This is a genomic window from Actinoplanes sp. NPDC049802, from assembly GCF_040656595.1.
Lineage (GTDB): Bacteria > Actinomycetota > Actinomycetes > Mycobacteriales > Micromonosporaceae > Actinoplanes.
This window is the reverse complement of the sequence record NZ_JBFAMR010000036.1, coordinates 14708-39631: the sequence shown is the minus strand read 5'-3', so window position 1 is coordinate 39631 and position 24924 is coordinate 14708. Positions and strand designations below refer to the sequence as shown.

Genomic DNA, 24924 nt, shown 5'->3' with positions numbered 1-24924 from the left:
GACTCAGGGCCACCGGCGGGCGCGGCCACAACCCGCACACCCGCCGGGGCGGCTTTCAACGGCGCCAGGCCGATCCCGATCCCCGTCGCCGGTCCGTGCGCTCGTCCGCCGGCTCCGTTCCCGGTCGCCGGTGCGTCGGCTCCTCCGCCGGTTCGCCGGTCCGGCCCGATTCCGATGCCGCCGGCCAGTCGGGCCAAGGGCTCTCGTTCCCCGCTGGGCGGTCCGGCCAGGGGCTGTCGTCCCTCGCGCGGCGTTCCGGCCAGGGGCCGTCATCGTCCTGTCGGCGGCTCGGCCAGCGGCCTCGGCTGTCCCCGCCGCCGCCCGGCAGACGGGTCTCGGGTGCCGTTCTGCCGCTCGGGCGGGGCTGTGCCGGCTCGGCCGGACGAGCCGCGCCGGCCGGAGGGGCCGCCCAGGCGGGTCCGGGCCCGGCCGGGGCGCTTCGCCGCTCGGCGGTGGGTTCGACCGGCGTCCGCCGCCGGCCGAGCAGTTCGACGATGCTCTCCCGTGGCTCACCTGAATCGGCTGCCGGCGTCCGTGGGCCGCGCGATGCGGGGCCGGCGTCATCTCGGGTGCGCGGTCCTGGAACGAACTCTCCTGGGGCCTGCGGTCCGGGGGTGCGCTCGCCTCCGCTTCGCGGTTTCCGGCCCGGCTCTCCCGGAACACGCGATCCGAGAACCGGCTGTCCTGGGATCGGCTCTCCCGGAACACGCGATCCGAGAACCGGCTGTCCTGGGATCGGCTCTCCCGGAACACGCGATCCGGGGATCGATTGTCCGGGCACCGGCTGTCCTGGGACCGGTCCTTCCGGACGGTGTGGTCCTCGGGCGGGCGATCCGTGGTCGCGGTGTCCAGGGGCGGCCTGAGCCGGGGCACGCGGGTCACGGACCGGCGGCCGCCCCGGATCGGGTGAGCCCGTGGAGGGCTGCCACGGAGCGCCGGAATCGGCGGTCGGCCGCCGACCGGCATCCGGGTCGGGTGTGTGCCGCCAGGCGGCGTCGGCGTCGCGGGGGTGCCACGCGTCTTCGGGGCTCGGCTGCCAGGCGGTCGGTGGCTCCGGAACGGGCGGGCGCGGGGCGCGGGAGTGGTCGACGGCGATGAGCATGGCGCTGCCGGCCACATAGGCAAGGCTCAGCGTCAGGATCCACGAGGCCACCGCGGGGAGGCCGCGGTCGAGGTCCAGGAAACGGTACGGGGCCGAGTGTTCGGCCAGGGGCAGCAGGGCGCTGCGGCCCACCGCGACGCCTGCCCAGCCCAGCGGATAGAGCAGCCACAGCGGCAGGTCGCGCCAGCGGGTTCCGCCGTAGGGGCGGAACGCCAGCCAGTCGGCCAGCACCATCAGCGGCAGGACGTAGCGCAGCAGGAAGAAGGACCAGTTGGCGATCAGGACGGTGGCCGCGCTGCCGAAGTAGTCGGGGGCCTCGGCGTGGGCCAGGCCGGGCAGGGGGTTGTAGCCGCCGGTCAGGACCTGGAGCATCGCGGCGTCGAGCAGGATCCAGGACAGGACCGCGGTGCGCAGGCGGTGCGCGGGGGCGTCGGTCGTCGAGCGGTGGCCCATCCAGTACAGGGCGGCCACGTGGTAGCCGATCACGAGGAGAGCGCTCTGGGTCGTGTACTCCATGATCCGGTGGTGGTCGCCGTACAGGCCGGCCACCGCGACCACGATGATCAGGACGCGCCAGACGGACTGCGGACTCGCGAGCGCCTTCATTCCGTCCCCCATCTGCCGGTGGCCTTTCCTCCGGCTACGCCGTGGCGGCGGATCGGGTTCACCCGCGCCTGTGCCACCTCGCTCAGCCCGGCGGTCGCGCCGCGGGCCGGAGTCGCCGCCGGCTCGCGGGTCTTCCGGATCGGGTTCGGGTAGGCGTACCGGGAAAAGGACACGGAGATGGCGCCCACCCGGTGAGGGTGAGCGCCATCGGGGCCGGTGTTCGTCAGATCTTGCCGACGCCCGCGCCGGCCACGACGGTGGCCTTGACCGTGTTGTTGGCCTGCGGGGTGTAGGAGTAGGGGATCGCCGCGACGCTGGCGCCGTTGCGGACCTGCTCGGCGCCGGAGTTGACCCGGTAGTTGTTGAGGACCTTGATGTTGCCCGGGTCGGAGTCGCCGGTCTGGGTGACCGTGGGTTTGGCGACGTTCTCGAAGTAGTTGCGCTCGACGAAGACGCCGGCGTTCATGGTCGAGGCGACGCCGTAGGAGCCGATGTTGCTGTAGTAGTTGTTGAGCACGTGCACCGGGTTGGCGAAGCGGACGCGCGGGTGCCGCTGGCCGGTGCCCTCGAACCAGTTGTGCTTGTAGGTGACGCGCAGCTTTCCGGTGTCCTGGGAGGCGTTGTCGTCGCTGTGGCCGAGCAGCATCGACTTGTCGTGGTTGTGCAGCCGGTTCCAGGAGACGGTGATGAAGTCGGAGCCGCGCTTGATGTCGATCAGGCCGTCGTAGCCGCTGGCCAGGTCGTTGTGGTCGATCCAGACGTTCGTGGTGCCCTCTTGGACGTTGATCGAGTCGTCGCCCGCGTTGCGGAACAGCATGTTGCGGATGATCACGTTCCGGACGCCGGAGAGGTTGAGGCCGCCGCCGGTGATGCCGGAGCCCGAGCCGACGCCGATGATCGTCTTGTTCGAGGCGACGCTGTACATGCCGGAGATGCTGATCAGCCCGGACACCCGAACGGTCTGCGAGGTGCCGGAGCTGAGCGCCGACTTGAGGGCGGACGCCGAGGTCACGGTGACCACGGTCGAGGCCGAGCCGCCGGGGGTGCCGCCGTTCATGGCGGCGTATCCGACGGGGCTGGACTCGGCGGCCCAGGCGGGGGAGGCCGGGCCGGCGACGGCGAGGCCGGACGCGGCCAGGACACCGGCGGACAGTGTGGAGAGGACGGTACGACGTGACGGGGACATGGGGATTCCTCCGTTGGGGACGGATGACGGTGCCGCCCGGGGTAGGCGACGGTGGCTCGCGGCTCGGTCGGTGGTCCGTGCCGCAAGCTGCGGGTAAGCGCTTTCCTCGGCTGACGGTAAGCGCTGCAATCGACAACTGTCAATGAATTGACGTGCCCGAAAGGTGGATCAATCAGGGGATCTTGCGCGGCTCGATGCGACGGCGATGTACGGTCCGGAGATTGGGGTGGACCCGCACGTCATTGAAACTGAGCTATATAGATCCTAGTCTTCCCCCTAATGTGGATCGGCCTTCCGACCGGAGCGCCGGTCCCCCGCAACGAGGGGGAGCCTTGGACACACCAAAGACCTCACTGAGCCGTCGCCGCATGCTCACCGTCGCGCTCGGCGGCGCGGCCACCGTCGCGCTGCCCGTACCCGCCTGGGCGGTCACCGACCAGCGTCCGGGGGCGGTCCGCCCACCCACCCTGACCGGCGGCGATCACCAGGTGGCGAGGCGGGTCTCCGCCGAGCGCGCGCTGCAACACCTCAAAGTGCTCTCCCGGGACATCGGCCCGCGCATCGGCGGAACCCGCTCCGAGAAGATCGCGGCCAACTACATCGCCGGGGTGCTCGACCGCCTCGGATACCACGTGACGTTGCAGCCGTTCCCGGTCGCCGACAAGTTCATCGCCCAGCTCGACTCGCCCCACGGCCTGCCGAACGACCTCATCTGGCAGGCCGGCGCCTCCCCGCAGGCCGCTCTCGACACCCGGGTCCGCGGCACGGTGGTGGACGTGCACGCCGGCGCCGCCACCGACTACCCGGAGGACGTCACCGGCAAGATCGTGCTGGTCGACTACGTGCTCGCCGACCGGGAGACCCTGGTCGCCACCGCCGTCGCCCGCGGCGCCGCGGCCGTCATCTTCCTCCCGGCCGACCTGGTCGAACCGCGCCGTGCGTCCGCGTTCAGCCCTCAGCTGCCCGGCTACGCGGAGAACCCGGTGCCGATCCCGGTCGTCGGCGTCGCCCAGGCGCAGAAGCACCGGCTGCGTGAACTGCTCGCCGCCGGCCGCCTCAAGCTGACCGTCAGCACCACCGCCCACCGCGGTCTGACCTCGCACAACGTGCTCGCCGACAGCCGCCGCAAGAGCACCGGCAAGGTCGTCATGGTGAGCGCCCACTACGACTCGGTGATCGGGTCCCCGGGCGCCAACGACGACGGCTCCGGCACCGTTCTCAACCTCGAGCTGGCCCGGGCGCTGCGCGGTCTGCGTACCGAGGCGCCGTTGCGCTTCGCGCTGTGGGGCTCCGAGGAGCAGGGCCTGATCGGCTCCCGTTACTACGTGGCCCAGCTGCCGCAGGAGGAACGCGACCGGATCGTCTGCGTCTACCAGAACGACATGGTCGCCACCAGCTGGGACCCGGCCACCCGCTACTGGCTGCTCTCCTTCACCGGCCTCGCCAACCGGGCCACCGACGAGGTCGCCGCGGCCGCCGTCCGGCTCGGCTACGACCCGCGGATCTCCCCGGTCACCCTGCGCGGGGCCAGCGACCACCAGTCGTTCCAGGAGGTCGGCATCGCGGCCGCCAACTTCTCCTGGCGCGGCGAGGCGTCGCCGGCGCTGCTGGAACCGCCCTACCACAGCCCGGAGGACACCATCGCCAAGAACATCAGCCTGGAACGGCTCCAGGTGTCGCTCGAGCTGATCGGTTCGGCGGCCTACGCCACCGCGCTGAAACCCTGAGCGTCCCTCCGGGCGGCCCGCTACCCGCGGATCGAGGCTCCAGCCGTCCTTCGGTGGACGGCTGGGGTCCGTCGCGGCCCTTGGCCCCGGGCCGGCGTGGGACGCCGGATGACCAGTAGGGCTGATGCGGCGGCTGAGCAGGCGGGACTTCTGGTGTTGCGGGATGTCGACCTGTGCCTGGCCGCTGGGCGCATCCTCCAGCCTGACATTGTTGTGGCCGATACCGATGACCTCGGCACGACGGTCGAGGCAGGCGAGGCCAAGCTCGTCGTCGAGGTGGTCTCACCGAGCAACGCCGGAACGGATCGGCTCCTCAAGCCCCAGCTGTACGCGGCAGCGGGAATCGCGTGGTACCTGCGGGTCGAGCAGCCGCAGGACACCGTCGAACTGCACCTTCAGAGGCTGGTTGACGGCCACTACGCCCCTGCCGAGGTTGTGCGCCCCGGTCAGACGCTTGTCGCCGACGAGCCGTTCCCGTTCAAGTTCGAGGTGGCGGCATTGCTGCGCCGCCGAGACCGCGACTGACGTCCGGGTGACCAGGCAGCCAGGCGGGCAGTGGAGTTGATCTTTATCGGTGCGTGCCGAGGGCGGCGGCCGCGTCCTCGCGGTAGGTGCGCTGGCCGCGGAAGACGACGAGGCTGCCGATGACCAGCGGGAGGAGCACGACGGTGTAGGCCAGGCGCAGTGAGCCGGTGGCGTCGGAGGCCAGGCCGATCAGCCACGGGCCGAGGGCTCCGCCGAGGGTGACGAGCATCTGCAGCACGGCGAAGCCGAGGCCGCGGCGGTGTGCGGCGACGACGTCGGCGTTGGCGGCGGTCAGGTTGGCGATGGCCGCGGCGAAGCCGACGTTGGCGAGGGTGAAGCAGATCACCTGGGGTGCGAGGACCGGCACGCTGACGGCGCCGGCCAGGAAGACGGTGCCGAACAGCAGCGACCAGCCGCCGATGGTGACCCGCTGCTGGTGGTGGCGGTCGCCGAGCCGGCTTCCGGCGAGAATGCCGGCGACGATGCCGACCAGGCCGGCGCCACCGCCGACGGCCGCCGCGGAGGCTTCGGAGAGGGCGAACTCGCGGGCGTAGAACGACGGCATCCAGAAGAAGAGCCCGCCCAGCCCGAAGAAGAGGATGCTCAAGCCGATGATCACCGAGCGTAGGGTCCGGATGCGGAGCAGCGTTGCCAGCTGTGTCCGCATCGGGGCCGTCGGCTCGGGTTGGGGCTGCTCGACGGTGGTGTTGTCGGCGTACCAGCGGGAGAGCTGGTCGCCGACGCCGCGGATCGGTTCGCGGACGGTGAGCACGAGCGCGGCGATGATCACGCCGGGGACGGCGACCAGGAAGAAGCCGGTGCGCCAGCCCACGGTCTGGGCGAGCGCGCCGCCCGCGATGACCCCGACCGGCAGGCCGGCGAAGTAGGCCATGCGTTCGTAGCCGTAGGCGCGGGCCCGGCCGGGGCCGGGGTAGAGGTCGCCGAGGAGGCTCGACGACGGCGGGTTGTAGAGCTGGCCGGCGGCGCCGAGCAGCACCCGTACCGCGAAGAGGGTGGCGTAGGAGCCGGCCAGGCCGGTGCCGATGGTGAGCAGCGCCCAGACGGCGACGATCGCGGAGATGGTCCAGGTGCGTTTGCCGGTGTCGGCGAGTTTGCCGGCCGGCAGGAGCAGGACGATCGCGGCCAGGGCGCCGGCCGTGGCGATCGCCCCGCCCGCGCTGTCGCTGAAGCCGAACTCCTTCTGGATCGTCGGCAGCGCGCCGGCCAGCAGGTTGTACTCGATCCGGTCGATGGCGGCGACGAGGGCCACGCAGATGGCGGGCCACCAGCCGAAAGGCGCGCCCGCGCCCCGGCGGACCGGCACCGGTGGGCGGCCCGGGTAGGCCGTCACCTCTTTGATGTGCCCGGATTCGTCGGTGAGGGCCATGATGGTCGCTCCTCTGCGGATGTCTGGCGGGGCACCGCGTCGCCGAGGTCGGGATCCCGGCCGATCATGCGGGCACCCTACCCGCGGGAAACGCCGTTTCGCTAGATGACACGAGCGAGGCGCCCGCGCTCAGCGGGCGGCGCGTGACCCCGGTTCCCGCGTAGCGGCGGGCCCGTCGGCGACGGCCGTGGAGAAGCGGATCTCGTAGATCGGCCGGTACCGGTCGTCGAGCAGCGTGAGCAGGCTGAGCAGCAGGACGAAGAACAACGCCCCGGCCGAGTCGAACGCCTGGCCCGCGTCGCCGAGGATGCGTTCGGCCAGGACCATCAAACCCACATTCATCAGGACGCGTACGCCGAACGCCGGCAACGTACGCTCCATGCTGCGCGCCGACCGGGCGACGGCGAGACTGATGGCGGCGTTGAGGACGACGAACACGCTGGTGCCGACGAGCAGCTGGAACGGTGTCGCTCCGGTGTTCGGCAGGACCTGGGCGTAGATGACCCACAGCAGCCCGACGAGCGCCACCTTCTCCAGCGTCGCGGCGGACCAGAGCCGGCCGTGTGCGGCGATCCACCGGCTCCGGTCGGTCACGGTGACGGCGCCGTCGGGCAGCGCGTCGGCGGCGACATGCCACTGCCAGTCCGGTGCGGGCTGGCGCGGGCGCACCGCGAACCAGTAGATCAGGCCGAGCAGGACCAGTGCGGCGATCACCGCCGGCCCGAACCACGGCACTTCGGCGACCGTCTCGGTGAAGTCGAGTTGTGCGATGTGGATCCACCACTCCTGCGGCAGCTTCACGAAGATCCAGATCGCGGCCGCCGTGATGACCCAGTTCCGCAGGGTGACGCGGGCCGGGTTCCAGAACAGGCGGTACACCTCGTACGCGATGAAGAAGTACTCGAACGTGTTCGGGAAGATCAGCAGCAGCGGCCGCCATTCGGTCAGCTCGAACGCGACCACCCCGACGAGACGGTAGAAGTAGAGGAAGCCTGCCACCCGTACGGCCGGTCTGCTCGCCCAGTTCCGCAGGGTCGTCAGGTAGGCGATCGCCAGGTAGTAGACGTCCATCGCCTTGTCGTAGCCCTGGTAGCCGGGCGGGTCGAAGCCGAACGACTGGAAGATCGTCTGGTCGACGCCGTCGAGGATCAGTGCCGCGACGATCGCGGGCAGCGGGAACCGCGGAATCAGCAGGGGCACGAGGAACCGCGCGCCCACCACCGCAATGAGCACCGCTGTCGCAGAGACCGTCATGCAGCCATGACATCCGGCCCCACCTCGGCCGGGATCATCCGGCCGGGGTGAATCATCCGCCGCGCATGAGGCGGGGCCTCCGGTGTTCCCCGCAGTCTGTGCCGCATGGGTTGCCTGTTCGCTCTCTTCGCCGGAGTCTTCCCGCGGTTGGCTCTGTTCATCATCTGGCTGGTGCGGCCGAGGCTGGTCGACGCCGCTTTCGAGGGTTGGATCTGGCCCCTGCTGGGTCTGATCTTCTTCCCGTTCGCCACGCTGATCTACGTGGTCCTCTACACCCCGGGTGTCGGCCTGGTGGGCTGGGAGTGGTTCTGGGTGATCTTCGCGGGTCTGCTCGACCTGACGCATCTGGTGGCCAGCGCCTACGCCCGTTCACGGCAGGCCCGCGGCGCCGGGGCGCCGGGGGCGTACTGAGAGCGCGTCAGCCGAGGCCGAGGTCGGACTGTCGGTGGTGAAGGCGGTGAGCGCGCCACCGGAGGGTGCGCAGATGCTAACGCCATCGACACAATCTTGTAATGGGAGCGCTCCCATGTAACGATGGCGCTCACTGTCTTACGAAGTGGGACCCGCCATGCTGAAGAAACTCGCCACCGTCCTGACAGCCACCGCGCTCACCGCCGGCCTGCTCTGGACAGCCGTGCCGTCCGACGCCGCCGCCGCGCCTCACCGGTACGGTGAAGCCCTCCAGAAATCACTGCTGTTCTACGAGGCCCAGGTGTCCGGCAAGAAGCCGGCCTGGAACCGGGTGTCCTGGCGCGGAGACTCGGCCATGACCGACGGCGCCGACGTCGGCCTGGACCTGACCGGCGGCTGGTACGACGCCGGCGACCACGTCAAGTTCGGCCTGCCGATGGCGTTCACCACCACCATGCTGGCCTGGGGCGCCGTGGAGAACCGGCAGGCCTACGCCGACTCCGGCCAGTTGACCCACCTGCTGAACAACCTGCGCGTGCCCAACGACTACTTCATCAAGGCGCACCCGTCCGCCGACGTGCTCTACGGGCAGGTCGGCAAGGGCGACGACGACCACAAATGGTGGGGTCCGGCCGAGGTGATGCCGATGGCGCGTCCCGCGTACAAGATCGATGCGACCTGTGGTGGCAGCGAGCTGGCGGCGGAGACGGCGGCCGCGATGGCAGCGAGCTCGATGGTCTTCCGCCCGACCGACGCGGCCTACGCGGACACCCTGCTCACCCACGCCAAGCAGCTCTACTCGTTCGCCGACCGGGTGCGCAAGAACTACCACGAGTGCATCACCGACGCGACGTCGTTCTACCGGTCGTGGAGCGGTTACGCCGACGAGCTGGTGTGGGGCGCGATCTGGCTGCACCGGGCCACCGGCGACGCCGGCTACCTCGCCAAGGCCGAGGCCGGCTACGACGCGCAGGGCAACGAGAACCAGACCAGCACCAAGATGTACAAGTGGACGATCTCCTGGGACAACAAGCAGTACGGCAACTACGTGCTGCTCGCCCGGCTGACCGGCAAGCAGAAGTACCTCGACGACGCGAACCGCTGGCTCGACTGGTTCACCGTCGGCGTCAACGGAGAGAAGGTGCGCACCTCACCGGGTGGCATGGTGGTCGTCGACTCGTGGGGCGCGCTGCGTTACGCCGCCAACACCGCGTTCGTCGCGCTCGTGCACAGCGACCACCTCAGCGACGCCACCCGTAAGCAGCGTTACCACGACTTCGCGGTGCGGCAGATCAACTACGCCCTCGGCGACAACCCGCGCAACTCCAGCTACGTGATCGGGTTCGGCGACAACTCCCCGAAGAACCCCCATCACCGTACGGCGCACGGCAGCTGGTGGGACAGCCAGCTGGTGCCCGAGCAGACCCGTCACACCCTGTACGGCGCGCTGGTCGGCGGACCGTCCTCCCCGGACGACGCCTACACCGACAGTCGCGGCGACTACGTGATGAACGAGGTGGCGACCGACTACAACGCCGGGTTCACCTCCGCCGTGGCGCGGCTCTACGGCGAATACGGCGGCGCGGCCCTGACCGGCTTCCCGGTCGCCGAGACGCCGGACATCCCGGAACTCTCCGTCGAGACGACGATCATGCAGAACGAGACCCGGTCGACCGGTGTGAAGGTGATCGTCTACAACAAGTCGGCGTTCCCGGCCCGGAAACTGACCGCCGGGAGATTCCGCTACTACTTCACCCGTGATGACGCCTCGGCACTGCAGATCAGCTCGCCCTACACCCAGGGCTGCCCCGGCCCGACCACGGCCAAGCAGCATTCCGGCGACGTCTGGTACGTCGAGGTGGACTGCACCGGATACCCGATCGCGCCGGCCGGACAGTCCGCGCACCGGATGGAGGTCCAGCTCAAGATCGGTGTCGCGGAGGGCGGCGTGTGGGACCCGGCGGACGATCCGTCGTACCGGGCCGCCGCCGGGCCGAACACCGGAGTGCCGCTGTTCGACGGGGCTGCGCTGGTGTGGGGCGCGGTGCCGGACGGCACGAACCCGTCACCGTCGCCGTCCGTCTCGGTGTCTCCGTCGGTCTCGGTCTCCCCGTCGGTCTCGGTCTCCCCGTCCGTCTCTCCGTCGGCGTCCGTGTCCGCGTCGGCTTCGGTCTCGCCGTCGGTGTCCACGCCGCCCGCCGGTTGCCGGGTCGCCTACACCACGAACGACTGGGGCAGTGGCTTCACCGCCAACGTGACCGTCACCAACGGGTCCACCGCGGTCAACGGATGGACGCTGACCTTCCCCTACACCGCCGGGCAGAAGATCTCGCAGGCCTGGTCGGCCACGGTCACCCAGTCCGGCACCCAGGTCACCGCCACGAACGCCGGCTGGAACGGAAACCTGCCCGCCGGCGGCACGGTGAGCTTCGGCTTCAACGCCACCCACACCGGCTCCAACCCGGCGCCCACCTCCTTCACCCTCAACGGCACGGCCTGCACAGCGAACTGAGATCGGGATCGCCCCCACAGTGCCGGCGACCCTCGCCGCGGCCATGGCGGCCGGAAACCGCCATGGCCGCGCTGACGGGCTCGACTACCCGGTGACCCCGCCGGCCTGAGCCGGGGCACGCGGAAGGGACCCGTTCCCGGGGCCCTTCCGCGTGCCGGTCAGTTGCTGAGGATCTGTCTGCGGCCGCTCACGAACCACATGATGATGCCGACACCGGGCAGCAGGACCACGAACCAGATCCACCGGGTACGCGATCGCCGCTCCAGCGGCGCCCGCGAGATGCTGACGAGCGTGGCGCCGAACAGTGCCACACCGGCGGCCACCAGGACGGTCCAGAAGGCGATACCGGCGATCGTCGAGAGCTCGAACATCAGTGCGTTTCTCCTTAGGAAGTGTGCGGGGAATCAGGCGTCGCGGCGGCTGAAGCCGATCGCTCCGGCGATGAGGGCCAGGAGCACGTACCCGACGGCCACCGCCGCCGCGCCACCCTGTGAGAGCAGATAGGGGTGGTTGCCGCCGGCCAGTTGGGGGGTCAGGTTGGGCAGCAGCACCGAGGCGAGGCGCAGCTGCCACACCGTCGGCAGGAAGTGGGCGAAGATCGGGGCCACCAGCACCAGCGCCCCGAGCGTGGTCAGCGCCGCCGCGGTGGACCGGACGACCGCGCCCAGGCCCATCGCCACCAGGCAGGTGACCAGCACGATCAGGGTGGCGCAGAGAACCGTCGGGATCGCGTCGGTCCACTGCGGCCATGGATTGATCGGTTTCGGACGGTCGCCGAGCAGCAGTCGTGCGTCGGCGAAGGCGAGCAGTGCGAACAGCGCGCCGCAGCCCAGCCCGGTCAGCCCGGCGACGATGGCCTTCGCCCCGAGCAGCAGGCGCCGCCGCGGCACCGCCAGCAGGGCCGGGCCGATCGAACGGGTGGTGTACTCGCTGGTGATCAGCATCGCGCCGATCGCGCCGACGAAGAACATCACGAACGGCATGGTCACCACGGTCGGGTCGGCCGTCTCGTAGCCGGCCCGGTCCGCCGGGGTGGCCGCGTCGTACGACTGGACCAGGAAGAACAGGATCAGCGCGCCGAGCGCTGTCGCGATCACGCCACCGGTCAGGAACCACCAGGTCGACCGGAGGGTGCGCACCTTCATCCACTCGGCGGCCACGGCGTCACGCATCCTGATGCTCCTTCACAGCGGTGGCCCGGTACTCCGCGGCCTCTCCGGTCATTTCCAGATAGACGTCCTCGAGCGTGGCGCTGCGCGGGGTGAGCCCGTGGATCGGGATCGACGCGGCTGCGGCGGCGTCACCGATGGCCGGCGCGTCCACACCCACCGCGACCAGGTCGCCGTCGCCGTTACGGGTCACCGTGGCGCCGAGCCGGGTCAGGGCACCGGTCAGCTCGGCGGGCCGGGGGGGTGCGGACGACCACGTCGCGTTCGAACCTCTCCCGCATCTCGGTCACCGAGGTGTCCTCGATCAGGCGGCCCCTGCCGATGATCAGGACCCGGTCGACGGTCGCCGCCATCTCGCTCATCAGGTGGCTGGAGAGCAGCACCGTCCGGCCCTCGGCGGCCAGCGAGCGCAGCGTCGACCGGATCCACCGGATGCCGGCCGCGTCGAGACCGTTGACCGGCTCGTCGAGCAGCACCACGGCCGGGTCGCCGAGCAGGGCGCCGGCGATGCCGAGCCGCTGCCGCATGCCGAGCGAGAAGCCGCCGACCCGCTTGCCGGCCACACCCGACAGGCCGACCCGCTCGAGTACCGCGTGCACCCGCGCGTGGCCGATGCCGTTGCTCCGGGCCAGACAGGCCAGGTGGGTGAAGGCGCTGCGGCCCGGGTGGGCGGCGTCGGCGTCCAGGACCGCGCCGACCTCGTGCAGCGGGTGGCGGATCTCGGCATACCGCCGGCCGCCGATCAGGGCCTCGCCGGAGGTGGGACGGTGCAGGCCGAGCATCATCCGCATCGTGGTGGACTTGCCGGCGCCGTTGGGCCCGAGGAAGCCGGTCACCACACCGGGGCGGACCTCGAACGACAACCGGTCGACGGCCGTCGTTGCCCCGTACCGTTTGGTCAGCTCTCGTAGCTCGATCATGCGTCCCATGGTGTCGGCGGGGCGGGCGCCGGGCGTCTGACCGAGGTCTCGAGTTCAGGTATGACCTGGGTCAGACGCGGCGTCCGGCAGCCGCGTATAGCGTGATCGCGTGACAAGGGCCTACGCATTCGACGGGGTTGTCGCCGCCCTCCTCGCCTATCTGATCGCCGGCGCGGTCCTCGACCCGCCGGGTCCGGCGTATGCCGGCCCCGCCGCGGTGGCATGGCTGTCCGGCCTGGCGGTGGCGCTGCCGCTCGTGGTGCGCCGCCGATGGCCGCTGCCGGTGCTCGCCGTCGTGACCGCGGCCGCCGCGATCGCCACCGCCACCGGCGTCGTCGGCCTCGGGGTGATCGTGGTGACCTGGTTCCCGGTCGCGTTCGCCCTCTACACCGCGGCCACCGCGGCCGCCCGGAGGGCGTCCGCAATCGCCCTGGCCGGCGCCCTGGCCGCGCCCGCCGTCACCGTCCCGTGGCTCTACCTGCGCACCGGTGTCACCACCGCCGACGCGCCGGGCAGCGAGGTGCCGCTGTGGTGGCAGGTCGAGCTCGGCGTGACCGTCGTCCTGCTGACCGCCGCGTGGTCGATCGGCGGCCTGATCCGCTGGCGGCGGGCCCTCCAGACCGACGCGGCCCGCCGGCTCGCCCGCGACGCGGTCGCCGGTGAACGGCTGCGGATCGCCCGCGAGCTGCACGACATCGTCGGGCACAGCCTGAGCCTCATCGCGGTGAAGGCGACCGTGGCCAACCACATCGCCGAGGAGAAACCGGCCGAGACCCGGGCCGCGCTTCTGACGATCGAGAAGACCAGCCGGTCGGCGCTCACCGAGATCCGGCGGCTGCTCGACGTGCTGCGGGCCGACGACGATCCGGCGTCCGCCGAGCTGGCGCCCGCGCCCGGCCCCGCCGACCTGCCCGACCTGGTCGAGCGGCTGCGGTCCGGCTCCTTCCACATCGATCTGGAGCTCGACGGCACGGCGGAGCTGCCGACCGCGATCGGCCTCACCGTCTACCGCATCGTCCAGGAGTCGCTGACCAATGTGATCAAACACGCGGGCGCCAGCCGGTGCCGGGTGTCGGTGCGGGCCGCCGGCGGCGAGGTGCGCATCGACGTGACCGACGACGGCCGCGGGCGGCAGCCGGCCCGCCGTCGTCGCGTCGGACAGGGGCTGATCGGTATGCGCGAGCGTGTGACGATGTATCGCGGCAGGCTCGTCACGCGGACCCGGCCGGACGGCGGGTTCGAGGTGTCCGCCGCGATTCCGTACACCGCAGTGGAGGAGACCGCGTGACCGATTCGGACATCAGAGTGCTTCTCGCCGACGATCACCCGCTGATGCGCGAAAGCTTCCGGGCACTGCTCGACGCATCGTCCGGATTCGACCCGGTCGGCGAGGCCGGCACCGGGGCCGAAGCCGTCCGGTTGGCCCGAGAGCTGCAACCCGACGTGGTCCTCATGGACGTCCGGATGCCCGAGATGGACGGCATCGAGGCGACCCGTCAGATCTGCGCGACCTCCTCCGTGCGGGTGCTCATCCTGACGACGTTCGATCTCGACGAATATGTGTATGCGGCCCTTCACGCCGGTGCCAGCGGCTTCCTGGTCAAGGACACCACCGCGGTCGACCTGCTCAACGGCATCCAGTTGGTCGCCGCCGGCGAGGCGCTCCTCGCACCCCGGGCCACCCGGCGGCTGATCGACGCCTTCACCGGGCAGATCAACCCTGCTCCCGGTGCGCCGCGCGGCCTCGACACCATCACGGACCGCGAACGCGAGGTCCTCACCCTGATCGCGCACGGCCTCTCGAACACCGAGATCGCAGAGCACCTGCACCTCGGTGTGGGCACCGTGAAGACCCACATCGGCCGTCTGCTGCACAAGCTCGCCGCCCGGGACCGCGCCCAGCTGGTGATCACCGCCTACGAGTCCGGCCTGGTCACCGCCCAACGCCGCCCCAGCGCCCGATAGCAGATCTTCCGTGGTACGCGGACCTCATCCCGTCCACTTCTGATCGTTCTGCTCGGTCGGTGTCTGCTTTCCAGGTCGTGTTTCGTAAGCGTCTGCTGTGGCCAGTGAGCCAGACCGCGCGTGGCGGTGATCGATAAGAGAAGAGGTCTCCGGTAGATCGGTTAGCGACCAAGCAAACCGATCTACCGGAGACCTCGTGCCCAGGGTAGCGGCAGCGAGGCGGCACGATCTCACCGACGTGCAGTGGGCCCGGCTGAAGGCTGTCCTGCCAGCGGAGCCGGGTCGTGGACGGCCGCCCAAGTGGACGAAACGGCAGATCATCGATGGGATCCGGTGGCGGGTTCGGACCGGGACACCCTGGCGGGACGTGCCCGAGGCGTACGCGCCTTGGCAGACCTTGTACCGCTGGTTCCGGCGGCCGGCGTCGGCTTTCTGAGGTTCCTGACCTGGTTCGGTCCGGTTGTGGGGTTGCGCCCGCCGACGTGCGTTTCCTGGTGCGCGTGCTCTGTCGGTCCGTTAGTGATCGCTCCGCCTGCGCGCATCTGTGCCGCGCCCCGCCGGGCTGAGACCGGTGGTCCCGCACGCCACGTCTTGTCTTTGCATCGATCAGTCTCTATCGTGCCCAGGAAAGCGCTTTCCCCCCGCTTGAAGGCGCGACCTGATCCCCACACGAAGGTGAGAAAGCGATGAAACGATCAGTCGCCATACGGTGGATGGCAGTCGGGGCCACCGCGGCCGCCAGCACCGCGATCGCCCTGGCGCTGCCGACGGCGCAGGCCATGGCCGCCGACAACCTCAGCCTCGGCGCGGGCGCCGACGGCTCCAGCAAGGCCAGCGGCACCAGCTACGGCAACGTCCGCGACGGGAACACCGGCACCTACTGGTCGCCGGCCGGCTCGACCGGCTACGTCTCGGTCAAATGGGGCAGCGCCACGACGGTGTCCTCGGCCGTCATCAAGCAGGCCTCGGGCGGCGGCTCGATCAGCTCCTGGCGTCTGCTCAACGCCGACAACAGCGCGGTCCTGGCCAGCGGCAGCGGCAGCCCGAGCACCATCTCGTTCTCCTCGACGTCGCTGAAGAAGCTCACCTTCGAGATCACCGCGGCGTCCAGCGCGCCGCGGGTCGCCGAGTTCGAGACCTACTCCAGCGGTGGCGGCACCCCGACGACCAGCCCCACCGCCGGCCCCACGACCAGCCCGACGGTGAGCCCGACCAGCGGCACCGGCACGCCGACCGGCGCGTGGCCGTCCTCGGCCGGCAACGTGTCGATCTCCGGCACGGTCTCCGTCTCGGGGACCTTCGACGGTGGCATGAAGACCTACTGCTGCATCGGTGACGGTTCGCAGAGCGAGTCCCAGGACCCGATGTTCAAGATCGCCAACGGCGGCACCCTGCAGAACGTCATCATCGGTTCCCCGGCCGGCGACGGCGTCCACTGCGAGGGCACCTGCACCATCCGCAACGTGTGGTGGAACGACATCGGCGAGGACGCCGCCACGTTCAAGGGCACCGGCGGCGGCACCAGCTACGTCATCGGCGGCGGCGCGCGGTCCGGCAGCGACAAGACGTTCCAGCACAACGGCAACGGCACCGTCAGTATCTCCGGCTTCTACCTCAGCGGCTCCGGCAAGCTGTACCGCGGCTGCGGCAACTGCACCACGTCGTACCAGCGTCACGTGAAGATCGACAACGTGCTGCTGAACGACATCGACATGGTCGCCGGCATCAACAGCAACTGGGGTGACACGGCCACCATCACTCGCGTCACCATCACCAACGCCTCCGGCGCCACGGTCTGCGGCAAGTACCAGGGCGTCGCCAAGGGCAGCGAGCCCAAGTACCTCGGCGAGGGCTGGAACGACGCCAACTGCAAGGTCACCCAGAGCGACATCACCTACAAGTAGGCCCCTGGGGCGCTCATCTCGCGGTGGGCGCCCCACCCGCTGCCCGCGCCGCGATCGGCTCCTCGACCGGCGTGGGCAGCGTCGTCTCGACATCGATCAGCTTCGCCTCGGCCGGCGTGATGACTATCAGAGCCCAGTTGGGTTCCGACGCGTGGCGAGCCCGAAACCACACACCGTGCCGTCGTAGAGCGAGCGGATTCGGGCCTTCCCTTTGGCGCGCTGCTCCGGCGTCATCCGGTAGCCGCTGTTCATGCGCGGGGACTCCTCCGGGATGCCGTCCACCACATTGAGTTCGGCTGATCGCGGATCAGCAGCAGTCTCGGCGTGTGCACCTCGGTGTGATCGTCAGCGCCACCTACGAATTGCGCCGCTGGAAGTGCAGCCGCGGCGTGTTCCTCGCGGTGCGGACCACGATTGCTTCTCGTGGCGCAGAGCCGGATTGTTCCTCGCGGCGCAGAGTCCGATCTGCGAGCCGTGCCAGGTGAGCCCTCGGGCTCAGCCTGAACCGGCATATCTCGGCGTTGCGGCAGAAGCCCTGACGATTGCTTACATCACGTGGCCGGGAACCGGAAGGGCCGAACCGGACGGGGGCGTCGATACTAGACGGACCTTGATCAAGCTGAATACAGCTGGTTACTGTGCGTAAACCACGTGGGAACGTGAAACTCCCCGAGGGCAGCGCGGGGGCGTAATGACTTCCTCTACTGCGGTGGTGTTCATCCCGTCACGGACGGAGTCGACCCTCGGCCGACTCCCGATCAAACCTTCATGGAGTTACCGATGGCGAGCACCGAAGACCTGCGAGATGCTCCGAACCAGGCTGCCGTCCATACCGAGGCGCTCTGTTCTGAGGAAGTTCTTCGTCTGGGCCGACGTCACAGAACCCGCCGGAACCTGGCCGTATTCGGTGGCGGGGCGGCGGCCTTCGCCGTACTCGCCGCAGGCGCGTTCACCACGTTCAACCCCGGCCCTGCTGAACTTCCGGCAGCAGCACCGAACACCGCGCCGGCCGGGGCCGACGTTGCGCCATCACCGGAGGCATCTTCTCGAACGGTATCCATGCCGGTCGAGCACCGCTACGTCTTCGAGGGCGAAACAGTCGTCGAGCGTGGCGTCTACAGCACTGTGATCGTCGACAAGACCCTGCCCGAAGACGTTGGCCGCGCCGGCTTCGTGCTCCACCGGGTCCCCGGCACCGCGAAGCTGCCGAAGCCGACCGAAGACAGCAGCGTCCTCACCGCCGGAAAGACCACTGTCCGGGTGGAGAAGTACGAAGCAGAAGCCGGAACCGACCGGCAACTGGAATGGGTGTCAGACAACACCTTGTTCGCCATGCAGGCATACGCGGTGCGCGCCCGCGACGGCCGCGCTTTCGTACCCACCGACGAAGAACTCAAAGTGCTGGTCGAGTACATCAACGCGCGGTTCGCCGGCAAACGTTGATCCGCAACCGGACAGCTCACAACCATGAGCGCAGGAACCGGCGATCACTGGGGTTCCACCACCGAGGACGGCGTACCGGAAAAGAAGCTGGAAGCGAAGCACGCACCGTGAGCCGCGTGGACGGCATGAGCCTGCGACGGCTCATGCCGTCCACGCCGGTCGTCAGGGGATGGCGCGGGTGTTGAAAGCGAACCGGGCCACCGAGTCGGCGATGGCGTCGGCGTTGACGTCGAGCGCGGTCATGTCGACGTTGGTGAGGGTGTCGCAGGCCTGGTGGTAGCAGACGTCATAGGCGACGCCGGCGGTCCCGCCGAACAGGGCCTGCTCCTCCGGTGTCTTGATGCCCTCAGCGCCGGTGAAGATGCCGCCGGCGGGGATCCCCACCGCGATGAACGGCCCGTAGTCGGAGCGGCCGTCGAAGTCGGTGCCGACGTGGCCGAGACCGCGGCGGTCGTAGAAGGCTTCGAGCTGCTTCTCGATCTGCGCGGAGCCGGGCGGCCCGGCCGGCGAGCCGACCGCGTCGGAGTCGTCGCCGTCATACAGCTTGTAGGCGTAGTTGGGCGAGGCGACCATGTCGAAGTTGAGGTACAGCTTGATCCGGTCCCGCTCGGTGGCGGACAGGCCCTCGACGTACTGGTCGGAGCCGAGCAGCCCGATCTCCTCGGCCGCCCAGAACGCGAAGCGGACCTTGTTCTTCACCGGGAAGTGCCGCATCTGCAGCGCGGTCTCGAGGATCGCGGCGGTGCCGGAGCCGTTGTCGTTGATGCCGGGCCCGACCGGCACGCTGTCGAGGTGGGCGCCGACCATCACGACGTTCTTCGAGCTGCCCGCCCGGGTCTCGGCGATCACGTTGTGGTTGGTGCCGAGTGTCAGGGTGGCGTCGACCTTGAGCCGGACGGTGGCGCCGGGAGTCGCGGCCAGCTCGTTGCCGACGGCGAAACTGGCGAACACCATCGGCACCCCGGCCCGCCACTCGCCGATGTCCAGCGGGAACGGGTCCGTACGCCCCGGCTGTCCCTCGTTGAAGACGATGATCCCGGAGGCCCCGGCGAAGCCCGCGTTGCGAATCTTGGTCGCGAACGCGCACGTGCCACGCTGGATCAGCGCGATCCGGCCGGCGACGAAGCCGTCGAAGTCGGAGGTCTCGCAGCCGCTCGTCGACGACGGCGCCGGGGTCGGCGGCAGGACGAGGTCGACACCCTGCACCTGCGCGGTCACGTCGCCGGCGGGGGAGGGCTCGAAGGAGACGAAGTCCGTGCCGGGAACGTAGGCCTTGCCGGCCGGCGCGGTCAGCTCCAGCGTGGGCGGGTTGTTCTCCGTCCAGCCCTGGACGAAGTTGATCGGGTCGAGCGTGACCTTGTAGCCGGCTTTGCGCAGCTTGTCGGCGACGTAGTCACGTGAGGCGTCGTAGCCGGGCGTCCCGGCCGCGCGGTTGCCGCCGTTGGCGTCGGCGATCGCCTGCAGCGCGTTCAGGTGCTTCTTGGCGTTCGCGCCGGTGACCTGCTTGACCAGAACCTTGGCGAAGACGTCATCGAGCGAACCGCCGGCGGTGGCCGGTGTTGGCTGGGCGAGAAACAGGGCCAGGGTCGCGGTCACCGAAACGGCGCCGACGATCCCCCTGCGAAGGTAGGTGCGCATGGTCCCCCCGGGTGAATTGATCAATTGATGGTCGTGACTCCCGTGTAGCGCTTCGCCCGGAACTTAACGCGCGTTCTTGACGCCAGGAATGGCCCGATCAGGTCGACCCGAAAGGCCGGTCGCTTTACCGAGGCCCGGCGAACCGGCTGTGGCCCAGGCGTTCGGGACGGAAGTGAAATGGGGGACGTCGCAGGTCACGGCGGCTCCGCGTGACCATCTCGGTGCGATATGTCCAATGGGTTCAATTGAATTGATTTGTGTCTATCATGCGGGTCTCAGGCAAAATGATGACCATGTATCGATCAGGCGTTTTGTTCACTGGAAACGACTTCCCCCGGGCCCGGTTGTGCCGAGCCCGGCACGTCGACTCCTGACCCTTGCCCGCCCACGGTTTCGGCTTCACCCCGCCGGCCGGCGGCCGAACGCCCGCATCGCCCACGCCCCTACCAGCGGGCCGGGCGTCAGCAGCCAGAACGCCCAGCGCCAGCCGACGTTGTCAGCGACCACCGGTACGAGCTGGATGGTGACCACGGTCAGAGCGAACCCGATGGCCGTCTGCGCGGTGAGTGCCGTGCCGACGTAACGTTTGTCGGCGACCTCGCTCAGCGAGGTGGAGAAGACACCGGAGTCGGCGATGACCGCCGCGCCCCACACCACACCGAGCGCCACGACCGCGGCGGGCGCGGCGGTGAAGAACAGCGGCGAGACCAGACAGCAGGCGCCGCTGACCGCGAGCGCGGCGACCGCGGCCGGTGATCTGCCGAACCGGTCCGCGGCCCACCCACCGGCCAGGCATCCGAGGACGCCGGCGATGCCGATGGCGAGGAACGCGAGGAGGCTGACGTCGGTGTCGGCACGGCCCGTTCGGGCCGCGGCGCCCGCGATCAGGAAGCTGGGCAGCCAGGTCCACAACGCGTACAGCTCCCACATGTGACCGAAATAGCCCAGGTTCACGAGTCTCGGGCCGCGTTCGCGGAACATCGTCAGGGCGTACCGGGGATAGGGCCGTGGTGTCGTGCCGTGAGCGAACTGCGGACCTTCCCGGACGAGCACCGCCGCCAGCAGCGCGCCGACGGCCGCGCAAGCGGCGGCGGCTCCCATCACGCCGCGCCACGGCAGCTCGCCCAGGCCGCGGATCAGATGGGGGAGCGCCGAGCCGAGAGTGAGCGCTCCGATCATGACGCCGAACGCGAGTCCCCGGCGGGTGGACGCAGTCCAGGACGCGGTCAGTTTCATGCCGACCGGATAGACGCCGGCGAGGAAGACGCCGGTGAGGAAACGCAGCGGCACGGCACCGGCCAGCCCGTCGACGCCGATGGCGAAGGCGGCGGTGCACGCCGCCGCGAGCGCCGCGCACACCGCCATCAGCAGGTGGGCCTTGACCCGGTCGGCCAGGTTGAACGCGGTCGAGGTGATCGCCCCGGCGACGAAGCCCAGTTGGACGGACGCGGTCAGCCAGACGGCAGCGCCGGCGCTCAGGTGCCACGAGTCGCGCAGCGCCGGCAGCACCGCGGAGGCGGAGAACCAAACCGCCAGACCAAGCACCTGTACGGCGGCGATCAGTGCCCTCTGTGCTCCGGGCCGATGCGTCATTGTCCTGCTCTTCCGGGATCGGCCGGCGGCTGCTCCGAACAGCGTCTATCGCTGGCCGCGTGCCCTTTCCGCCACCTCGCTCAACACCCACGCGGCCGCCTCGGCCGGTGTCTCATTCTTGAGCAGAATGTGGATATCCGCCTCGGCGTAAACAGGCCGGCGGATTTCGAGCATGGCCTTCACACGGTCGCTTCCGTCCGGATTCAACGCGATGACCCGGCCCTCCGCCCGCACCCGTTTCATGATGAGTTCTTCGTCGGCGTGAAGCCAGACGGACGTGCCCATCTGTTTCGCCTTGGCCCGGACGCCGGCCCGCATCCAGGCCCCGCCCCCGAGCGTTATCAGGTGGTCGTGACGGTCGAGCAGCGAGAGCACGACCTGCTCCTCGATCGAGCGGAACAGCTCCTCGCCGGAGTTGACGATGATCTCCGAGCAGGTTCGGCCGGTCTGGCGTTCGATCTCGTGATCGCTGTCCACGAGATCAAGCCCGGTCAACTCGGCCAGGGCCCGGCCGACCGTGGTCTTGCCGACAGCGGTCATGCCCACGATGACGATCGGCGCCGCCGAAGCCACGGCGCGAGTCGAGGCATCGTCGACAGTCGGTCGGGCGCTAGGCATGCCCGCAACTTTAGCCTACCGTTGTTGGCCGCGATGAGTGGTCTCACTTGGCAGGAGATCAGGGCTTGAGAGACCCGAACGCCGATTCCTGGACCGGTTTTCGAAATGGCGGCCCCATATGGGGATCCCTGCCGCTCCCACCGCTATTGCAAATCCTGATCGTTCGCGAGCATCTGCCGAAGTGTCTCGAGATCATTTGGGCGATTGCCGGGCCCGGGTCCGGTTCTCCGGCCCGCTCTGGCGTGGCGCCAGTCATCGACCCGGCGGGGGCATGAGCTCCGCCGAGATCGCGACCGTCGTCGGCCACGGCGGCGTGCACTGAGCCGGTCTGTATCGTCGGCCCGGTGAAGAGTGATCGCCCGCTGTGTGTCCTCGTCGGTCCGCCAGGCGCGGGCAAGACGACGGTCGGGCGCCTGGTCGCAGGCTCGCTCGACGCCCCGTTCCTCGACACGGACGACATGGTCGCCGACCTGGCGGGCAAGCCGATCGCCGAGATCCTGTTCGACGAGGGCGAGGCGGCGCTCCGCTCGGCGGAGCGCGCCGCGGTGATCGAGGCCCTCGCCGCCCCGTCCGCGGTCGTGGCCCTCGGCAGTGGCGCGGTGCTCGATCCAGATGTCCAGACATACCTGGCGGATCACTTCGTCATCCATCTGGCCGCCCAACTCGCCACGGTCACGCGGCGCACGGCAATGACCTCCGGCGGCCAGATCGCCGGAATCGGCGTGCGCTCCCTGTTGAGAACCATGCTGGACGAACGCTCCCAGCTGTACCGTCGTCTGGCCTCGATCACGATCGCCACTGACGACCGTACGCCCGAAGCCGCCGCAACCGAGGTGAAGCAGGCTCTTCGGTTGCAACGATGACCGCCTCAACCGGGTCTCGGCCTACGAGCCCGGCGTACGGAGATCAAGCAGCCGTCTCGAACGCTCCGAGGCGACGCCCACGACCAGCCGGGCAAGATCGACCGTGCATGGCATCTGCGAACGGCTAGCGGGTGGGGCGGTGCCGCGGCTTTCGGCCGGCCGCCGCCAATTCGTCGGCGATGTGTTCGCGCAGCGGCTGGAGGAGGCCCGACACCCGGATCCTGCGGTCGTCCTCCGGCCACTGGAGCCGCGCGATGTGCCGGACTTCTCTCTCGGTGGCGGCCAGTTCCTCGACGTGCGGCCAGGCACCGAGCGCACGGCTGGTCGCGAACATCAGGGCCGCCAGGTCGGTAACCTCGATCATCCCGTCGTGGAGCCGGTCGAACGCGTCGAGCAGGTTGGTCAGCATGCGATGCTCATCGATCGACATGCTAGGAGCGTAACCAGCGCTGATGTCCGTCGCATCGACCTTGGCGCGTCCGGAACCGGGCAGATCAGCCCGGCGGGCGCGGCAGAGGCTTGCGGGGCGGATGATCGCGGGTCTTCCACGGCGGGTACGCGTAGGCGTACTCGATCTTCGGGGTTGTGTGGATGAGCGAGAATGCCGCCATGATCAGCGAAGAGCGGGGTTTGCGGGTTACGGCGTCGGTGTTCGGCAGGACGTTGCTGGTGGTCGCGGGCGCGCTTCCGTTCTTCTACCTGGCCGCGGCAGCCGAGGTGGGATGGATGGAAGGGCTCGCCGACGACGGCACCGGACCGGTGATCGGGACGGCTCTGACCTGGTCCGTTCTGCTGGCGTTGTTCCTCGGGGCGATGCTGTACCGGTTCCGTGGGGCGAAGGTGGCGGCGGCCACGGGGTGGGGTCTCAGCCTGCTTCCGGCGGCGGGGCTGTTCGCGCTGCTCTACACCTACATGTACCTCGGTTGAGCGTTTCATCGACTTCGGTCGGGTCGAGACTGGACTGAGGTCGGCGGCGCGCTCCCGGCCGGTTCGTGATGGTTGAGGCCATCGAGGTCGGGAGGCGACGAGATGGATCGTGCGCGGTGGGCGCCGCCGGTGGCGCTGCTGGTTCTGGCTCCGTGGGCGGCTGAGGCGTCCTGGGGTGGCTATCCGGTCACCCACTATCCGCTCGTGGCGCTGTTCCTGGGGCCGCTGTACGGCGGTGCGGCGCTGCTCATCCGCGAGTTCGCGCGCCGCACCGGGGGTGGCTGGCCGGTGATCGTGCTGCTCGCCGCGGCGTTCGGGGTCGTGCAGGCGGGCCTGGTGGATCAGTCGCTGTTCAACCCGGGGTTCCTCGACGACACCGAGTACGCCGGGACGGCGCCGGCCGCGACGGTGTTCGGGTTCGGCGTCGACCGGGCGTTCATTTACGTCGGCAATCATGTGCTGCTCAGCATCTGTGCGCCGATCATGCTGGTGGAGGCGTTCTCGCGTACGCCGTACCGGCCCTGGCTGGGTGGTCGTGGCCTGCTGGGCATCGGCGTCCTCTACCTGCTGGGCAGCCTGATGATCTTCGCCGATGACGAGAACGGCCGGAAGGGGTTCGTGCTCTCCCCGGGGCAGTGGGGGCTCGCCGTGGCGGTGATCGTGACGCTGGCCGGTCTCGCGCTGCTTCCCCGGTGGCGGCGCACGCCGCGTCCGAGGACCGGCCGGGTTCCGCATCCGCTGCTGTTCGGGGCGGGGGTGCTCGCCGTCCACGTGGGCCTGTGGTTCGTCTCGGGCTGGTCCGCCGTGGGTTTTCAGGTGGTGGCCGTCCTCGCCGGTGTCGCCCTGGTGGCAGCCTGGTCCCGGCGGGTGGGATGGACGGCCCGGCATGTGGTGGCCGGATGGTCCGCCGCACTGCTCGCCGCCGCGGCGGGCGCCGCGTTCTCGCCCGCCTATGTGCCGACGTCCGCCCTGCTGGGGGTCGTCAGCGACGTGACCGTCGGCGTTCTGGCGGTGGCGCTGGTCGCCTGCGCCTACCGGCGAGCCGGCGCGGGGTCACCTCCATCGAATCGGTCGGCAAACGAAGCGGAAGCACGAACGGCCGGCGGGGTGACGGGGAAGCCCGAACGGCCGGCGGGTGACGCGAAACCCTGCCGACGTCGCTGAAAACGGTGCT

At 69.8% G+C, this 24924-nt stretch carries 23 protein-coding genes and 2 pseudogenes; 12 read left to right on the top strand and 13 right to left on the bottom strand.

The window, feature by feature from the left end:
• Nucleotides 1-55 precede the first annotated feature (55 nt).
• The 3 genes from AB0I88_RS24250 to AB0I88_RS24240 are packed head-to-tail and all read right to left on the bottom strand — an operon-like array spanning nt 56 to nt 2894.
• A complete protein-coding gene (locus AB0I88_RS24250) occupies nt 56-1708 on the bottom strand; it encodes a Pr6Pr family membrane protein (RefSeq protein WP_361028651.1) in 1653 nt (550 codons plus the stop codon).
• Nucleotides 1705-1896 (bottom strand): hypothetical protein, encoded by a 192-nt coding sequence (locus AB0I88_RS24245; protein WP_361028648.1) that lies wholly within the window; start codon nt 1894-1896, stop codon nt 1705-1707. The genes AB0I88_RS24250 and AB0I88_RS24245 overlap by 4 nt, the downstream gene beginning before the upstream one ends.
• A gap of 35 nt (nt 1897-1931) precedes the next feature.
• A complete protein-coding gene (locus AB0I88_RS24240; protein WP_361028645.1) occupies nt 1932-2894 on the bottom strand; it encodes a pectate lyase in 963 nt (320 codons plus the stop codon).
• A gap of 332 nt (nt 2895-3226) precedes the next feature.
• Between AB0I88_RS24240 and AB0I88_RS24235 the strand changes: the two genes are divergently transcribed.
• Nucleotides 3227-4621: a M28 family peptidase gene (locus tag AB0I88_RS24235; RefSeq protein ID WP_361028642.1), complete on the top strand. Its 1395-nt coding sequence runs from the start codon at nt 3227-3229 to the stop codon at nt 4619-4621.
• 108 nt (nt 4622-4729) lie between these two features.
• Nucleotides 4730-5146, top strand: coding sequence for a Uma2 family endonuclease (locus tag AB0I88_RS24230; protein ID WP_361028640.1), 417 nt, complete (start codon nt 4730-4732; stop codon nt 5144-5146).
• 43 nt (nt 5147-5189) lie between these two features.
• Here AB0I88_RS24230 and AB0I88_RS24225 read toward each other — a convergent pair whose 3' ends face one another.
• Together AB0I88_RS24225 and AB0I88_RS24220 are read right to left on the bottom strand one after the other, a co-directional pair.
• On the bottom strand, nt 5190-6533 hold the full coding sequence (locus AB0I88_RS24225) for an MFS transporter (RefSeq protein ID WP_361028637.1): 1344 nt from the start codon (nt 6531-6533) through the stop codon (nt 5190-5192).
• A gap of 129 nt (nt 6534-6662) precedes the next feature.
• A complete protein-coding gene (locus AB0I88_RS24220; RefSeq protein WP_361028634.1) occupies nt 6663-7787 on the bottom strand; it encodes a hypothetical protein in 1125 nt (374 codons plus the stop codon).
• Between the two features lie 105 nt (nt 7788-7892).
• Between AB0I88_RS24220 and AB0I88_RS24215 the strand changes: the two genes are divergently transcribed.
• Complete coding sequence (locus AB0I88_RS24215) at nt 7893-8198, top strand: hypothetical protein (protein WP_361028631.1); 306 nt, start codon at nt 7893-7895, stop codon at nt 8196-8198.
• Nucleotides 8199-8355: 157 nt separating this feature from the next.
• Complete coding sequence (locus AB0I88_RS24210; protein ID WP_361028628.1) at nt 8356-10710, top strand: glycoside hydrolase family 9 protein; 2355 nt, start codon at nt 8356-8358, stop codon at nt 10708-10710.
• A gap of 158 nt (nt 10711-10868) precedes the next feature.
• Here AB0I88_RS24210 and AB0I88_RS24205 read toward each other — a convergent pair whose 3' ends face one another.
• From AB0I88_RS24205 to AB0I88_RS24195, 3 genes and pseudogenes are all read right to left on the bottom strand, one after another.
• Entirely contained in the window at nt 10869-11081 is a 213-nt protein-coding gene (locus AB0I88_RS24205) for a PLDc N-terminal domain-containing protein (protein ID WP_361028625.1), read from the bottom strand.
• A 33-nt stretch (nt 11082-11114) separates the two neighbouring features.
• Complete coding sequence (locus AB0I88_RS24200) at nt 11115-11882, bottom strand: ABC transporter permease (protein WP_361028622.1); 768 nt, start codon at nt 11880-11882, stop codon at nt 11115-11117.
• A pseudogene (locus tag AB0I88_RS24195) lies at nt 11875-12799 on the bottom strand (ATP-binding cassette domain-containing protein). Before AB0I88_RS24195 ends, AB0I88_RS24200 begins: the two are co-directional and overlap by 8 nt.
• Before the next feature lie 109 nt (nt 12800-12908).
• Here AB0I88_RS24195 and AB0I88_RS24190 point away from each other — a divergent pair.
• The 4 genes and pseudogenes from AB0I88_RS24190 (at nt 12909) to AB0I88_RS24175 (ending at nt 16668) form a co-directional block, all read left to right on the top strand.
• Nucleotides 12909-14087 (top strand): sensor histidine kinase, encoded by a 1179-nt coding sequence (locus AB0I88_RS24190; RefSeq protein ID WP_361028619.1) that lies wholly within the window; start codon nt 12909-12911, stop codon nt 14085-14087.
• Nucleotides 14084-14764, top strand: a complete 681-nt coding sequence (locus tag AB0I88_RS24185; RefSeq protein WP_361028616.1) for a response regulator transcription factor — start codon at nt 14084-14086, stop codon at nt 14762-14764. The genes AB0I88_RS24190 and AB0I88_RS24185 overlap by 4 nt, the downstream gene beginning before the upstream one ends.
• 196 nt (nt 14765-14960) lie before the next feature.
• Nucleotides 14961-15182: pseudogene (locus tag AB0I88_RS24180) on the top strand (transposase); the annotation flags it as partial.
• Nucleotides 15183-15477: 295 nt separating this feature from the next.
• Nucleotides 15478-16668 (top strand): pectate lyase, encoded by a 1191-nt coding sequence (locus tag AB0I88_RS24175; protein WP_361028613.1) that lies wholly within the window; start codon nt 15478-15480, stop codon nt 16666-16668.
• A 126-nt stretch (nt 16669-16794) separates the two neighbouring features.
• Here the strand turns inward: AB0I88_RS24175 and AB0I88_RS24170 are convergent, their stop codons facing one another.
• Nucleotides 16795-16920: a hypothetical protein gene (locus tag AB0I88_RS24170; protein ID WP_361028610.1), complete on the bottom strand. Its 126-nt coding sequence runs from the start codon at nt 16918-16920 to the stop codon at nt 16795-16797.
• Between the two features lie 528 nt (nt 16921-17448).
• On the opposite strand from AB0I88_RS24170, the gene AB0I88_RS24165 reads away from it, so the two are divergent.
• On the top strand, nt 17449-18111 hold the full coding sequence (locus tag AB0I88_RS24165; RefSeq protein ID WP_361028607.1) for a hypothetical protein: 663 nt from the start codon (nt 17449-17451) through the stop codon (nt 18109-18111).
• Between the two features lie 162 nt (nt 18112-18273).
• Here the strand turns inward: AB0I88_RS24165 and AB0I88_RS24160 are convergent, their stop codons facing one another.
• From AB0I88_RS24160 to AB0I88_RS24150, 3 genes are all read right to left on the bottom strand, one after another.
• Nucleotides 18274-19749: a M28 family metallopeptidase gene (locus AB0I88_RS24160; RefSeq protein ID WP_361028604.1), complete on the bottom strand. Its 1476-nt coding sequence runs from the start codon at nt 19747-19749 to the stop codon at nt 18274-18276.
• 399 nt (nt 19750-20148) lie between these two features.
• Nucleotides 20149-21342 (bottom strand): MFS transporter, encoded by a 1194-nt coding sequence (locus tag AB0I88_RS24155; protein ID WP_361028601.1) that lies wholly within the window; start codon nt 21340-21342, stop codon nt 20149-20151.
• A 45-nt stretch (nt 21343-21387) separates the two neighbouring features.
• The gene (locus AB0I88_RS24150; RefSeq protein WP_361028598.1) at nt 21388-21960 is read right to left on the bottom strand and encodes a shikimate kinase; all 573 of its coding nucleotides are present in this window, start codon (nt 21958-21960) and stop codon (nt 21388-21390) included.
• Nucleotides 21961-22304: 344 nt separating this feature from the next.
• Between AB0I88_RS24150 and AB0I88_RS24145 the strand changes: the two genes are divergently transcribed.
• Nucleotides 22305-22823 (top strand): shikimate kinase, encoded by a 519-nt coding sequence (locus AB0I88_RS24145; protein WP_361028595.1) that lies wholly within the window; start codon nt 22305-22307, stop codon nt 22821-22823.
• Nucleotides 22824-22947: 124 nt separating this feature from the next.
• On the opposite strand, the gene AB0I88_RS24140 is transcribed toward AB0I88_RS24145, so the two are convergent.
• Nucleotides 22948-23253 carry a hypothetical protein gene (locus AB0I88_RS24140; RefSeq protein ID WP_361028592.1) on the bottom strand — a complete coding sequence of 102 codons (306 nt, stop codon included), beginning with the start codon at nt 23251-23253 and terminating at the stop codon, nt 22948-22950.
• A 161-nt stretch (nt 23254-23414) separates the two neighbouring features.
• Between AB0I88_RS24140 and AB0I88_RS24135 the strand changes: the two genes are divergently transcribed.
• A complete protein-coding gene (locus tag AB0I88_RS24135) occupies nt 23415-23750 on the top strand; it encodes a hypothetical protein (protein ID WP_361028589.1) in 336 nt (111 codons plus the stop codon).
• Nucleotides 23751-23852: 102 nt separating this feature from the next.
• On the top strand, nt 23853-24914 hold the full coding sequence (locus AB0I88_RS24130) for a hypothetical protein (protein WP_361028586.1): 1062 nt from the start codon (nt 23853-23855) through the stop codon (nt 24912-24914).
• The last annotated feature ends 10 nt before the right edge of the window (nt 24915-24924 follow it).

Excerpts from the sequence above, each read along its gene's own strand:
- AB0I88_RS24250 (WP_361028651.1), bottom strand. The coding sequence starts at position 1,708 with ATGAAGGCGCTCGCGAGTCCGCAGTCCGTCTGGCGCGTCCTGATCATC.
- AB0I88_RS24240 (WP_361028645.1), bottom strand. The coding sequence starts at position 2,894 with ATGTCCCCGTCACGTCGTACCGTCCTCTCCACACTGTCCGCCGGTGTC.
- AB0I88_RS24230 (WP_361028640.1), top strand. The coding sequence starts at position 4,730 with ATGACCAGTAGGGCTGATGCGGCGGCTGAGCAGGCGGGACTTCTGGTG.
- AB0I88_RS24225 (WP_361028637.1), bottom strand. The coding sequence starts at position 6,533 with ATGGCCCTCACCGACGAATCCGGGCACATCAAAGAGGTGACGGCCTAC.
- AB0I88_RS24220 (WP_361028634.1), bottom strand. The coding sequence starts at position 7,787 with ATGACGGTCTCTGCGACAGCGGTGCTCATTGCGGTGGTGGGCGCGCGG.
- AB0I88_RS24215 (WP_361028631.1), top strand. The coding sequence starts at position 7,893 with ATGGGTTGCCTGTTCGCTCTCTTCGCCGGAGTCTTCCCGCGGTTGGCT.
- AB0I88_RS24210 (WP_361028628.1), top strand. The coding sequence starts at position 8,356 with ATGCTGAAGAAACTCGCCACCGTCCTGACAGCCACCGCGCTCACCGCC.
- AB0I88_RS24205 (WP_361028625.1), bottom strand. The coding sequence starts at position 11,081 with ATGTTCGAGCTCTCGACGATCGCCGGTATCGCCTTCTGGACCGTCCTG.
- AB0I88_RS24200 (WP_361028622.1), bottom strand. The coding sequence starts at position 11,882 with ATGCGTGACGCCGTGGCCGCCGAGTGGATGAAGGTGCGCACCCTCCGG.
- AB0I88_RS24175 (WP_361028613.1), top strand. The coding sequence starts at position 15,478 with ATGGCAGTCGGGGCCACCGCGGCCGCCAGCACCGCGATCGCCCTGGCG.
- AB0I88_RS24170 (WP_361028610.1), bottom strand. The coding sequence starts at position 16,920 with ATGAACAGCGGCTACCGGATGACGCCGGAGCAGCGCGCCAAAGGGAAG.
- AB0I88_RS24165 (WP_361028607.1), top strand. The coding sequence starts at position 17,449 with ATGGCGAGCACCGAAGACCTGCGAGATGCTCCGAACCAGGCTGCCGTC.
- AB0I88_RS24160 (WP_361028604.1), bottom strand. The coding sequence starts at position 19,749 with ATGCGCACCTACCTTCGCAGGGGGATCGTCGGCGCCGTTTCGGTGACC.
- AB0I88_RS24155 (WP_361028601.1), bottom strand. The coding sequence starts at position 21,342 with ATGACGCATCGGCCCGGAGCACAGAGGGCACTGATCGCCGCCGTACAG.
- AB0I88_RS24150 (WP_361028598.1), bottom strand. The coding sequence starts at position 21,960 with ATGCCTAGCGCCCGACCGACTGTCGACGATGCCTCGACTCGCGCCGTG.
- AB0I88_RS24140 (WP_361028592.1), bottom strand. The coding sequence starts at position 23,253 with ATGTCGATCGATGAGCATCGCATGCTGACCAACCTGCTCGACGCGTTC.
- AB0I88_RS24135 (WP_361028589.1), top strand. The coding sequence starts at position 23,415 with ATGAGCGAGAATGCCGCCATGATCAGCGAAGAGCGGGGTTTGCGGGTT.
- AB0I88_RS24130 (WP_361028586.1), top strand. The coding sequence starts at position 23,853 with ATGGATCGTGCGCGGTGGGCGCCGCCGGTGGCGCTGCTGGTTCTGGCT.